Origin of the sequence: Escherichia sp. KS167_9B, assembly GCF_030295215.1 — a bacterium.
Lineage (GTDB): Bacteria > Pseudomonadota > Gammaproteobacteria > Enterobacterales > Enterobacteriaceae > Escherichia > Escherichia coli_F.
Genome location: NZ_AP025754.1, coordinates 1,161,059 through 1,173,488, shown reverse-complemented (window position 1 = coordinate 1,173,488; position 12,430 = coordinate 1,161,059). Strand labels below are relative to the sequence as shown.

General features: G+C 51.2%; 10 protein-coding genes. 3 read left to right on the top strand and 7 right to left on the bottom strand.

Annotation, left to right across the window (positions count from 1 at the left end):
- Positions 1-160 precede the first annotated feature (160 nt).
- Positions 161-1,213 carry a porin OmpA gene (ompA, locus tag QUE34_RS05640; protein WP_000750415.1) on the top strand — a complete coding sequence of 351 codons (1,053 nt, stop codon included), beginning with the start codon at positions 161-163 and terminating at the stop codon, positions 1,211-1,213.
- Between the two features lie 75 nt (positions 1,214-1,288).
- Here ompA and matP read toward each other — a convergent pair whose 3' ends face one another.
- Positions 1,289-1,741, bottom strand: coding sequence for a macrodomain Ter protein MatP (matP, locus tag QUE34_RS05635; RefSeq protein ID WP_000877161.1), 453 nt, complete (start codon positions 1,739-1,741; stop codon positions 1,289-1,291).
- Between the two features lie 185 nt (positions 1,742-1,926).
- Between matP and QUE34_RS05630 the strand changes: the two genes are divergently transcribed.
- The gene (locus QUE34_RS05630; RefSeq protein ID WP_105268692.1) at positions 1,927-3,687 is read left to right on the top strand and encodes an AAA family ATPase; all 1,761 of its coding nucleotides are present in this window, start codon (positions 1,927-1,929) and stop codon (positions 3,685-3,687) included.
- A 68-nt stretch (positions 3,688-3,755) separates the two neighbouring features.
- On the top strand, positions 3,756-4,274 hold the full coding sequence (gene fabA, locus QUE34_RS05625) for a bifunctional 3-hydroxydecanoyl-ACP dehydratase/trans-2-decenoyl-ACP isomerase (protein ID WP_000227927.1): 519 nt from the start codon (positions 3,756-3,758) through the stop codon (positions 4,272-4,274).
- Positions 4,275-4,343: 69 nt separating this feature from the next.
- Here fabA and rmf read toward each other — a convergent pair whose 3' ends face one another.
- From rmf to rlmKL, 6 genes are all read right to left on the bottom strand, one after another.
- Complete coding sequence (gene rmf, locus QUE34_RS05620) at positions 4,344-4,511, bottom strand: ribosome modulation factor (RefSeq protein WP_000828648.1); 168 nt, start codon at positions 4,509-4,511, stop codon at positions 4,344-4,346.
- 255 nt (positions 4,512-4,766) lie between these two features.
- Entirely contained in the window at positions 4,767-5,330 is a 564-nt protein-coding gene (gene pqiC, locus QUE34_RS05615) for a membrane integrity-associated transporter subunit PqiC (RefSeq protein WP_032302811.1), read from the bottom strand.
- Positions 5,327-6,967, bottom strand: coding sequence for an intermembrane transport protein PqiB (gene pqiB / locus QUE34_RS05610; RefSeq protein ID WP_000445539.1), 1,641 nt, complete (start codon positions 6,965-6,967; stop codon positions 5,327-5,329). The genes pqiC and pqiB overlap by 4 nt, the downstream gene beginning before the upstream one ends.
- A gap of 4 nt (positions 6,968-6,971) precedes the next feature.
- Positions 6,972-8,225 (bottom strand): membrane integrity-associated transporter subunit PqiA, encoded by a 1,254-nt coding sequence (gene pqiA / locus QUE34_RS05605; RefSeq protein WP_032302809.1) that lies wholly within the window; start codon positions 8,223-8,225, stop codon positions 6,972-6,974.
- 129 nt (positions 8,226-8,354) lie between these two features.
- Complete coding sequence (locus QUE34_RS05600; RefSeq protein ID WP_032302808.1) at positions 8,355-10,262, bottom strand: ABC transporter ATP-binding protein; 1,908 nt, start codon at positions 10,260-10,262, stop codon at positions 8,355-8,357.
- 11 nt (positions 10,263-10,273) lie between these two features.
- Entirely contained in the window at positions 10,274-12,382 is a 2,109-nt protein-coding gene (rlmKL, locus tag QUE34_RS05595) for a bifunctional 23S rRNA (guanine(2069)-N(7))-methyltransferase RlmK/23S rRNA (guanine(2445)-N(2))-methyltransferase RlmL (protein WP_001086527.1), read from the bottom strand.
- Positions 12,383-12,430: the final 48 nt, after the last annotated feature.

Sequence of the window (12,430 nt, the reverse complement as noted above, 5' to 3'; positions counted from 1 at the left end):
TTTCAACTACGTTGTAGACTTTACATCGCCAGGGGTGCTCGGCATAAGCCGAAGATATCGGTAGAGTTAATATTGAGCAGATCCCCCGGTGAAGGATTTAACCGTGTTATCTCGTTGGAGATATTCATGGCGTATTTTGGATGATAACGAGGCGCAAAAAATGAAAAAGACAGCTATCGCGATTGCAGTGGCACTGGCTGGTTTCGCTACCGTAGCGCAGGCCGCTCCGAAAGATAACACCTGGTACACTGGTGCTAAACTGGGCTGGTCCCAGTACCATGACACTGGTTTCATCAACAACAATGGTCCGACCCACGAAAACCAACTGGGTGCAGGTGCTTTTGGTGGTTACCAGGTTAACCCGTATGTTGGCTTTGAAATGGGTTACGACTGGTTAGGTCGTATGCCGTACAAAGGCGACAACATCAATGGCGCATATAAAGCTCAGGGCGTTCAACTGACCGCCAAACTGGGTTACCCAATCACTGACGATCTGGACATCTACACTCGTCTGGGTGGTATGGTATGGCGTGCAGACACCAAGGCTAACGTACCTGGTGGCGCATCCTTTAAAGACCACGATACCGGTGTTTCTCCGGTCTTCGCTGGCGGTGTTGAGTACGCGATCACTCCTGAAATCGCTACCCGTCTGGAATACCAGTGGACCAACAACATCGGTGACGCACACACCATCGGTACTCGTCCGGACAACGGCCTGCTGAGCCTGGGTGTTTCCTACCGTTTCGGTCAGGGCGAAGCAGCTCCAGTAGTTGCTCCGGCACCAGCTCCGGCACCGGAAGTACAGACCAAGCACTTCACTCTGAAGTCTGACGTTCTGTTCAACTTCAACAAAGCAACCCTGAAACCGGAAGGTCAGGCTGCTCTGGATCAGCTGTACAGCCAGCTGAGCAACCTGGATCCGAAAGACGGTTCCGTAGTTGTTCTGGGTTACACTGACCGCATCGGTTCTGACGCTTACAACCAGGGTCTGTCCGAGCGTCGTGCTCAGTCCGTTGTTGATTACCTGATCTCTAAAGGTATCCCGGCAGACAAAATCTCTGCACGTGGTATGGGTGAATCCAACCCGGTTACTGGCAACACCTGTGACAACGTGAAACAGCGTGCTGCGCTGATCGACTGCCTGGCTCCGGATCGTCGCGTAGAGATCGAAGTTAAAGGCATCAAAGACGTTGTAACTCAGCCGCAGGCTTAAGTTATCGTCTGATAGAAAAACCCCGCAGCTGCGGGGTTTTTTTCGCCTTGCGTAAATTGAACTGACTCTCGACAGTTATTCCTTACCCAGCAATGCCTGCAGATCCTGCTTTAAAGAAGACATTTTATTCGCGTATTTCTCTTTGTTTTCCGCATCTTCAATCAGCTGAACAATCGTTTCGGAAAGTGTTTTACCGCGACGCTGCGCAAGACCAGCCAGACGTTGCCAGACAATAAATTCCAGATCGATCGATTTTTTGCGCGTATGCTGGTGTTCCGCATTAAAATGGCGCTTTCGTCTGGCCCGAATGGTCTGCTTCATGCGATTGACCAGCTCTGGATTCATATGCTTGTCAATCCAGCCATTTACCAGCACGGGTTCATTTTCCAGCGAGAGCAACACATCGACGGCTTCCTGGGCGGCACTGGCTTCTATGTAACGGGTGATTAACTCCCCTTCGCGGTGCTTCTTCACCAGATACTTCCATTTCCAACCGCTTTCAAGATTTTCAAGTTGTTGATATTTCATAGCGATCTCAATGTTACCGTGTAACTCTTTACAGAATATCAGCTTTTTAGGCCAGTGAAGAAAAGAATCTCCATCCTGTGAGCTTTAACGCCCATGCCAGGAGTATTGTCGGTGCTTTCTACGTGTGCTGCAGTGCCGGTTACGGTATAATCGCGGCTTTGACAACAGACTAAAAAACATCAACTTTGACCATTACGAAACTTGCATGGCGTGACCTGGTTCCTGATACCGATAGCTATCAGGAAATATTTGCTCAGCCACATTTGATTGACGAAAACGATCCTTTATTCAGTGATACTCAACCGCGACTGCAATTTGCGCTGGAGCAGTTGCTGCATACGCGAGCATCCTCCTCTTTCATGCTGGCGAAGGCCCCGGAAGAGTCTGAGTATCTGAATCTTATTGCCGATGCCGCGCGTGCGCTACAAAGCGATGCAGGCCAACTGGTGGGCGGTCACTATGAGGTTTCCGGCCACACCATCCGCTTACGTAACGCAGTGAGTGCAGATGATAATTTTGCGACTTTAACGCAAGTTGTCGCTGCCGACTGGGTAGAAGCGGAACAACTCTTTGGCTGCCTGCGCCAGTTTAATGGTGACATTACCCTGCAGCCAGGTCTGGTGCATCAGGCAAATGGCGGTATTCTCATCGTCTCTTTGCGTACACTGCTGGCGCAACCTCTGCTGTGGATGCGGCTGAAAAATATCGTTAACCGCGAGCGTTTTGACTGGGTTGCGTTTGATGAGTCGCGCCCTCTCCCCGTCTCTGTGCCTTCGATGCCATTGAAGCTGAAAGTCATTCTGGTAGGCGAACGCGAATCATTAGCTGATTTCAAGGAGATGGAGCCAGAGCTTGCTGAGCAGGCTATTTATAGCGAATTTGAAGATACTCTGCAGATTGTCGATGCGGAGTCAGTAAACCAGTGGTGTCGTTGGGTGACATTTACCGCCAGACATAACCACTTACCTGCACCGGGAGCGGATGCCTGGCCGGTACTTATTCGCGAAGCCGCACGCTACACCGGTGAACAAGAAACACTGCCGCTTAGCCCGCAGTGGATCCTCCGCCAGTGTAAAGAGGTCGCCTCACTGTGTGATGGCGACACCTTCTCCGGCGAGCAGCTAAACTTAATGTTACAGCAGCGTGAATGGCGCGAAGGTTTCCTCGCTGAACGCATGCAGGATGAGATCCTTCAGGAGCAAATCCTGATTGAAACCGAAGGCGAACGCATCGGGCAAATTAACGCCCTTTCGGTCATTGAATTTCCGGGTCATCCGCGCGCTTTTGGCGAACCTTCTCGCATTAGCTGCGTTGTACATATTGGCGATGGTGAATTCACTGACATCGAACGCAAAGCGGAGCTTGGCGGCAATATCCATGCGAAAGGGATGATGATCATGCAGGCGTTCCTGATGTCGGAACTTCAGCTTGAGCAACAGATCCCCTTCTCAGCATCGCTGACATTTGAGCAGTCATATAGCGAAGTGGATGGCGATAGTGCCTCAATGGCTGAACTCTGCGCCCTGATAAGCGCCCTCGCCGATGTGCCGGTGAATCAGAGTATTGCTATCACAGGTTCAGTCGATCAATTCGGTCGCGCCCAGCCAGTCGGTGGTTTAAATGAGAAAATCGAAGGCTTCTTTGCTATTTGCCAGCAACGTGAGTTAACGGGGAAACAAGGTGTCATTATCCCCACTGCTAACGTTCGCCATTTAAGTCTTCACAGTGAACTGGTGAAAGCAGTAGAGGAAGGCAAATTCACCATCTGGGCAGTAGACGATGTGACTGAAGCACTGCCGTTATTATTAAATCTGGTGTGGGATGGCGAGGGCCAAACGACGCTGATGCAAACCATCCAGGAACGTATCGCGCAAGCATCGCAACAGGAAGGACGTCATCGTTTTCCATGGCCATTACGTTGGCTGAACTGGTTTATTCCGAACTGATCGGACTTGTTCAGCGTACACGTGTTAGCTATCCTGCGTGCTTCAATAAAATAAGGCTTACAGAGAACATGGTAGATAAACGCGAATCCTATACAAAAGAAGACCTTCTTGCCTCTGGTCGCGGTGAACTGTTTGGCGCTAAAGGCCCGCAATTGCCAGCACCGAACATGCTGATGATGGACCGTGTGGTCAAAATGACCGAAACGGGTGGTAACTTCGACAAAGGGTATGTTGAAGCAGAACTGGATATCAATCCGGATCTGTGGTTCTTCGGATGCCACTTCATTGGCGATCCGGTTATGCCGGGATGCCTGGGCCTGGACGCAATGTGGCAGCTGGTAGGGTTCTACCTCGGCTGGCTGGGCGGCGAAGGTAAAGGCCGCGCACTGGGTGTTGGCGAAGTGAAATTCACTGGTCAGGTTCTGCCGACAGCAAAAAAAGTGACCTACCGTATTCACTTTAAACGCATTGTTAATCGTCGTCTGATTATGGGTCTGGCAGATGGCGAAGTGCTGGTTGATGGTCGTCTGATCTATACCGCCAGCGACCTGAAAGTCGGTCTGTTCCAGGATACGTCTGCCTTCTGATTGAAATCAGACAGAGTATAAAAAGGCGAAACCTCCGCAATGCGGAGGTTTCTTTTTAAAGAGACAGAATCAGGCCATTACTACCCTGTCCGCCATGGCTTCTCGCCAGCCTCCCAGCCATTGTGACCTTTGATTCAGCGTCTGATAGGGACACATTTCTTTTGAGCGTCCGGCGATGCCGGCCTGATAACCACGTTGATGTGCCCGTTCCAGGCGATCTCGTTTTTGTCTCTTCATGCCTCGTTTCCCTCATACTGGTTTCTGGTGGAAAAGAAAACAGTGATTACTAAATGTGCAATCACAGTTAAGCAATACCGCGAATCATAACTGCCGTCAATGCGCAAAATTCACGCCACTGTCATATTTGTGAGCTACACGGGCATGTCGGTTGTACAAAAAATGTGAAGAGGAACAACTTTTTCCGCACGTTAGAAACAAAAAAACCGCCTCAGGCTACATACCGGAGACGGTCATATTTACAAATCTTTATAATTAAGGTAGACGCTTTATCTCTTGCGCAATAGAAGCGGCTTCCTGACTCCAGACACTGGCCAGCACCTTAACCATCTCATCGTAACCATCCTGAGTTTGCACTCCTTCCAGACGGAACGGACGTTTGATCAGTTGTCCCTGGTGGTTCAACAGCCACTCACCACTGACAATGACCTTGCCATCATAGCGACCGTTAAACTCCGTTACGGTAACATTGAGCGTGTCCTGGGCGCTTCCCAGAGGCTGGGAGGCAACCACCCAGCCGGGCAGTTGCCTGGTCAGGTTGGCAACCAGTGTATTGCGCAACTGTTGATCCAGCGGGCTGGCCCACAAGTTGTTGTTGGCAATCACATACTTCACATCACTGGTTTGATAAACCACACCATTCCCCGCCAGATAATCGGGAACAGCGACCTGCTCGACCCATAACAGGTGATTACCCTGGCTGGCGGTACTTTGTGTACCGCTCTGCACCACAGGTAGCTGGTAATAGTTTTTATTGATCTCGCCGGAGCTGCATCCGGCCAGCCACAGTGCCGCAATCGTTACTAGCCACTTTTTCATTGTTTCGCCCTCTTCGGCTCTGGATCTTTTTTGTCCTTCGCTTCAAATACCAGCGCGTTACTCTTCTCGTTGAGCGTTTTCAGCACCGGCTGCAGTTCACGCAACACCTGATCAAGGCGCTGCATATCCGCCACCATCTTGTTGTAGGCTGCGGAGCCAGGCTGGAAGCCCTGCATACTGCGATTCAACTCACGTAATGTGGACTGCATATCGGTCGGCAACTGCTGCATCGACTGGCTGGCGAGGATCTTGTTCATGCTATCCAGCGTCGTTTGCAGGTTTTTCATGGTGCGCTGACTTTCAGAAAGCGTACTGGTCGCCTGCTCAATCATCGGATTCAATGGCAGTTTGTTGATCTTATCCAACGCTTCCATCAGACGCTGCTGGATTTGCGCCAGGCCACCGCTAACGGTCGGGATAATCTGATAACCATTAAACTCACGAATACCGGTAATAGCAGGGCTATTTGGATAGAAATCGAGATCAACATACAGTGCGCCAGTGACCAGATTTCCGGTCTTCAGCGATCCGCGTAAACCACGTTTCAACAATTCGCCAAGGTGCTCAACAACATCCGCATTTTCACCAAGCTGCATTTTCAGCCGCTCTGGTTCGATACGAATCAGTACCGGAATTCGGTAATCATCGTTAAATGTCTGCCGCATATTCGGCGCAAAGAACGGTACTTTGCTTACGGTACCCAGGCGAATACCCCGGAATTCTACCGGAGCTCCCGGTTGCAGACCGCGTACCGAATCTTTAAAGAACATCAGATAATCAATGTGATCGGTGTACAACGAATCCTGAATGCTCTTCTGATCATCATACAAAACGAAAGCTGTTTTCGGTGCCACCGGCTGCCCTAAATCCAGACCTTCCGGCACATCAAAGCTGACACCGCCACTAAGCAGCGTTGTCAATGAGCCCATCTCCACACGCATTCCCGCTGACGTCAAATCAACCGCAATGCCACTATCTTTCCAGAAGCGAACATTGCTGGTCACCAGTCGGTCATAAGGTGCATTGATGAACAGTTGATAGCTGATATTGCGTTTTTGCGTATCAAAAGTGCTGGTTTCAACCGAACCTACCCGATAGCCACGGAACAGCACCGGATCTCCTGGCGAGAGCTGCCCGGCTTTTTTACTATCGAGAATCACACGGATACCTTTTGCATCAGGCGGGGCCAACGGTGGAGAATCCAGCAAATCGTATTTATCCATTTTGCTGCCTTTCGCACCTGGTTGCAGTTCGATATATACCCCAGACAGCAGCGTACCCAGACCGCTAATCCCTTCTCGACCAATCTGCGGTTTTACCACCCAAAAGACGGTATCTTTATGCAGCAATTTTTCCATACCGGAATTCAGCCGCGCTTTGATTTCAACGTGCGTCAAATCATCAGCCAGTGTGGCGCTTTCAACCACGCCGACGTCAACGCTACGGCTTTTAATGGTGGTTTTACCACCTTCTATTCCTTCCGCATTCGCGGTGATCAGGGTCACTTCCGGCCCCTGATGGCTGTAATGATAAAAAAGAACCCAGGCCCCAATGAGCGCCGTGACGATAGGAAATATCCACACGGGAGACCAGTTCTTCACTTTCTGGATTTTGGCTTCCCCATTATTAGATTCCATACTGTCAGGACTCCTCATGCTCTGATTCAGGTTGACGATCCCACGACAAACGCGGGTCAAACGTCATAGCAGAAAACATTGTCATTATGACGACTAAAGCAAACATTAATGCACCCATTGCCGGATAAATACTCATTAAACCTCCCATACGCACCAGCGCCGAGAGCACCGCGATGACGAAAACGTCAATCATCGACCAGCGGCCTACAAACTCAACAACTTCATAAATCAAATGCATTCTTTCACTGTCGCGCTTGCCATGCCCTTTGGCATCCCAACACAACCACGCGATGGCGATCATCTTTAACGTTGGCACCATAATACTGGCCAGAAAGATAACCGCAGCGACGGGATAAGAGCCTTCGCTCCATAACAGAATAACCCCGGCGAGAATCGTCGACGGCATCTTCGAGCCTAATAAATCCGTCACCATGATGGGCAAAATATTAGCCGGCAGATACAACATGATGGACGTAACAAGCAGTGCGAGTGTCCACTGCAGGCTGTTTCTACGACGAACATACCCTTTGGTACTACAGCGCGGACACACAGGTTCATCAGCAGGAAGGATTGCCGTGCAACAGGAGCACGAACGCAGCCCCTGGCGTATCCCCGTGACGCCCGGTTTTAGCGGCTGGCGCAGTTCTGGCATTGGGGCGATATCGTCCCATAACCAGCGACGATCAACGCACTGAAAGGCGCGCAGTTGCAGGATACAAAATAAACACCAGGGGAGAAAGCTGCTGCCTACACCAATGCTGCCGTAGGCCATCAGTTTAACGAAACTCACCAGCACACCCGCGAGGAAAATCTCCGCCATTCCCCATGTTTTGAGTTGAAAAAGCACCCGTGCCAGTTGCTCTTTTAAACGGACCGGTAATTGTGCGCGATTAACCAGTAACAGAATAGTTATCAGGCAAAACGCGGGAACCAGTTGCACAAACAACAGGAAAAAGGTGCCGAGGCTGGCGTAGTCCTCAGAAAAAAGCACGCCGGGAATTTCCAGTAATGTAATTTCACTGGTGACTCCCGCAACGTTCATATTCACAAAAGGAAACAAGTTGGACAGCAACAGCATGAACAGTGCAGCCAACGCATAGGCGGTAGGACGCTGCCGAGGGGCATCCCACGCCACGGTTAACGTTGTGCCACACCGGGGACATGCCGCTTTCTGACCATGCTCAAGGCGCGGTAACGCCACCAGCATGTCACACTGCGAGCACAGGATGTGCTTCGCGGCATGATGATGTTCGCACATTGGTACTCCTTAATGATGCGCTATTTTACAGATGACTAACAAAGTGTTGGTTTTCATGCCTGATAAACCCAGTGCATCAGGCAATTTTACCGTTGTCAGCTGTCTCTGTTTAAATCGACTATTTTGCGATCAGCCACCATTTTTTAACGCTTCAAGATACTCCCAGCGTTCAAAGGCTTGCTCCAGCTCCTGCTCTGCAGCAGCCATATCGGCGAGCACTTTTTGTGTCTGCTCATGCGGCTGACTGAAGAAGGAAGCATCCGCCACCTGCGTCTGTAGGGCTTCCAGCTTCGCCTCCAGATCTTCGAGCAATTGCGGTAGCTGCTCCAGTTCGCGCTGCAATTTATAGCTTAGTTTGCTACTGCTGCGTTTTACAGTTTCTGCTTTTGGCACGGCGGTTTCTTCGGTTTTTTTCACCGCAGGCTGTTTGAGCGCCACATACTGTTCTTGCTGACCACGGGCATCATGATAACCGCCGACATAACGACCAATTTTACCGCCACCTTCGAAGATCCAGCATTCTGTAACCGTGTTATCGACAAACTGACGATCGTGGCTCACCAGCAATACCGTGCCCTGGTAGCTGTCGATCAGTTCTTCCAGCAATTCCAGCGTTTCGACATCAAGGTCGTTGGTCGGTTCGTCAAGAATCAATAAGTTGCTTGGTTTGAGGAACAAACGCGCCAGCAGCAAGCGGTTACGCTCACCGCCAGATAGCGCACGTACCGGCGTCATCGCCCGTTTCGGATGGAACAGGAAGTCCTGCAAATAACCCAGTACATGGCGTGGTTTGCCGTTAACCATCACTTCTTGTTTGCCTTCGGCCAGGTTATCCATCACCGTTTTATCGGGATCCAGTTCCGCGCGGTGCTGATCGAAATAAGCCACTTCCAGTTTGGTGCCAACGTGAATACGCCCGCTGTCCGCCTGAAGCTGACCGAGCATCAGTTTCAGCAGCGTGGTTTTGCCGCATCCATTCGGACCAATCAGGGCAATTTTGTCGCCACGTAGAACCTGGGCAGAAAAATCTTTCACCAGTTGCTTACCGTCAACCTGGTAGCAAACGTCTTCCATTTCGAAAACGATCTTACCGGAGCGGCTGGCCTCTTCCACCTGCATCTTTGCGGTACCCATCACTTCGCGACGTTCGCCACGCTCGCGACGCATTGCTTTCAGGGCGCGTACGCGGCCTTCATTACGGGTACGGCGTGCTTTGATCCCCTGGCGGATCCACACCTCTTCCTGCGCCAGTTTGCGATCGAACTCGGCATTTTGTAGTTCTTCCACGCGCAGGGCTTCTTCTTTTTCCAGCAGGTACTGGTCGTAATTCCCAGGATAGGTCACCAACTTGCCGCGATCGAGATCAACAATGCGCGTCGCCATGTTGCGAATAAATGAACGGTCGTGGGAGATGAAAATAATCGTCCCATTGAAAGTTTTGAGGAATCCTTCCAGCCAGTCGATGGTTTCGATATCAAGGTGGTTCGTCGGTTCGTCGAGCAACAACACGCGCGGATTGCTCACCAGTGCGCGTCCTAATGCCGCTTTACGCAACCAGCCGCCGGAAAGCGACGACAGCGCAACGTTAGGATCTAACCCCAGCTGTGCCAGCACTTCGTTGATGCGGTTTTCCAGCTGCCACAGGTTGTGGTGATCCAACTGTTCCTGAACCTTCGCCAGTTCGTTGAGATTTTTCTCGCTCGGGTCGTTCATCACCAGGCGCGAAATATCGTGATAGCGTTTCAGGTATTCCGCTTGTTCTTCAATGCCTTCGGCAACGAAATCATAAACGCTACCCTCAACGTTACGCGGCGGATCCTGTTGCAGACGAGCGACAATCAAATCTTGCTCGTAAATAATGCGACCGTCATCCAGCCCTTGTTCACGGTTGAGGATTTTCATTAACGTCGATTTGCCTGCGCCGTTACGCCCCACCAGACAAACACGTTCGTTATCTTCGATATGCAGTTCTGCGTTATCGAGAAGCGGCGCGTCGCTGAACGACAGCCATGCGCCATGCATACTGATTAATGACATTACTATTCCTTTCAGGCTGCGGTAATCAGCCAGCAGTTGTGGATCTGGCGGTTACGGGCGAAATCCTGGGAGAGCGTTTTTTGCGTAATTTCTTGTGCTTTCAGCCCCAGTTTTGCCAGTCCGTCAAGATCCATACGGAAGCCACGTTTGTTGTTCGAGAACATGATCGTCCCACCAGCACGCAGCAGACGTTTCAAATCTTTCATCAGCGCCAGATGATCGCGCTGAACATCAAACGCATCTTCCATTCGTTTTGAGTTAGAGAAGGTTGGCGGATCAATAAAGATCAGATCGAACTGTTCATTTGCCTCACGCAGCCATGCCAGGCAATCGGCCTGAATCAGGCGATGCGCACGCCCGGTTAGGCCATTCAGACGCAGGTTGCGTTCTGCCCACTCCAGATAAGTACGCGACATATCCACGGTGGTAGTGCTGCGTGCACCGCCTAATCCCGCATGCACGGTGGCGCTGCCGGTATATGAGAACAGGTTGAGGAAATCTTTGCCTTTGCTCATCTGACCGAGCATACGACGGGCGATACGGTGATCGAGGAACAGACCGGTATCGAGGTAATCCGTCAGGTTCACCCACAAGTGAGCGTTATATTCGGTGACTTCGAGAAACTCGCCCTTCTCGCCCAGTTTCTGGTACTGATTTTTGCCCTTCTGGCGTTCACGGGTTTTCAGCACCAGTTTGTTTGGCGCAATCCCCAGTACAGAAATGGTTGCAGCGATAATATCGAACAGACGCTGACGCGCTTTGTGCGCATCAATAGTTTTTGGCGGCGCATACTCCTGCACTACCACCCAGTCGGCATAACGGTCAACGGCAACGTTATACTCCGGCAGATCGGCATCATACAGGCGATAACATTCAATCCCTTCCTGACGTGCCCACTTCTCGAATTTTTTGAGGTTCTTACGCAGGCGGTTGGCGTAGTCTTCCGCTACCATTGCCGGTTTGCTGTCTGGTGTGCTTTCGGCAACGTGATAATTTTTCTGTACGCAGTCCAGCGGGCCGTTTTTCGCCTTGTACTGTTTGTCTGCACGCAGCTGCAGGCAGCTTAGCAGATCCGGCGAGGCACTAAACAAAGAGAGATTCCAGCCACCGAACTGGTTTTTCATGATTCGGCCCAGCAGGCTATGCAGTGCAATCAGCGCCGGTTCGCTGTCCAGACGTTCACCGTATGGCGGGTTGCTCAACACTGTACCGTACGGCCCTTTCGGCAGCGGATTGGTCAGTTGCGCAACATCTTTCACCTCAAAGGTAATCAGTTCACCAATCCCCGCAAGACGTGCGTTAGTGCGCGCACGTTGAATCACCCGGGCGTCGCTGTCCGAACCGTAAAAATGAGAGCTATACTCAGCCAGGCCTTTACGGGCGCGAGTTTGCGCTTCCGCTTTCACTTCCTGCCAGATAGCTTCATCATGCTGCGCCCAGCCGCTAAAGCCCCAACGCCCACGGTGCAAACCTGGTGCGCGATCGGTCGCCAGCATCGCAGCTTCAATCAGCAACGTACCAGAACCACACATTGGATCAAGCAGCGGTGTTCCCGGCTGCCAGCCGGATCGCATCACAATCGCGGCTGCCAGGGTTTCTTTGATCGGCGCAATACCAGCACGATCGCGATAGCCACGCAGATGTAAACCATCACCACTGAGATCAAGGGCGATACTGGCAGTTTCTTTATGCAGCCAGACGTTAACGCGGATATCCGGCGCATCGCGATCAACATTTGGACGCGGCAAATTTTTCCGCGTGAAAGCATCGACGATCGCGTCTTTCACTTTCATCGCGCCGTACTGGCTGTTGCGAATGGTGTCATTTAAACCACTGAAATGGACAGCGAAGGTCGCGCCAGGATTAAACATCTCTGTCCAGTTGATCGCCTGAACGCCGAGATAGAGGTCTAAATCACTATAAACCTTACACTCGCCCAGCGGCAACATAATACGCGAGGCCAGGCGGCTCCACATCAGGCTCTGGTAAACAAGCCGTGTGTCGCCCTTAAAATGGACCCCACCCTGAACCACCTGGCATTCAACGGCCCCCAGGTTTTCCAGTTCAGTTTTTAACAGCTCTTCCAGCCCACGGGCCGTACTGGCAAACAGAGAATTCATATCGTCACTTTTACTCTAAGAAAATTGTTGCGCATTATAGCTAATAAG

Excerpts from the sequence above, each read along its gene's own strand:
- pqiB (WP_000445539.1), bottom strand. The coding sequence starts at position 6,967 with ATGGAATCTAATAATGGGGAAGCCAAAATCCAGAAAGTGAAGAACTGG.
- fabA (WP_000227927.1), top strand. The coding sequence starts at position 3,756 with ATGGTAGATAAACGCGAATCCTATACAAAAGAAGACCTTCTTGCCTCT.
- QUE34_RS05600 (WP_032302808.1), bottom strand. The coding sequence starts at position 10,262 with ATGTCATTAATCAGTATGCATGGCGCATGGCTGTCGTTCAGCGACGCG.
- rmf (WP_000828648.1), bottom strand. The coding sequence starts at position 4,511 with ATGAAGAGACAAAAACGAGATCGCCTGGAACGGGCACATCAACGTGGT.
- pqiA (WP_032302809.1), bottom strand. The coding sequence starts at position 8,225 with ATGTGCGAACATCATCATGCCGCGAAGCACATCCTGTGCTCGCAGTGT.
- rlmKL (WP_001086527.1), bottom strand. The coding sequence starts at position 12,382 with ATGAATTCTCTGTTTGCCAGTACGGCCCGTGGGCTGGAAGAGCTGTTA.
- pqiC (WP_032302811.1), bottom strand. The coding sequence starts at position 5,330 with ATGAAAAAGTGGCTAGTAACGATTGCGGCACTGTGGCTGGCCGGATGC.
- matP (WP_000877161.1), bottom strand. The coding sequence starts at position 1,741 with ATGAAATATCAACAACTTGAAAATCTTGAAAGCGGTTGGAAATGGAAG.
- ompA (WP_000750415.1), top strand. The coding sequence starts at position 161 with ATGAAAAAGACAGCTATCGCGATTGCAGTGGCACTGGCTGGTTTCGCT.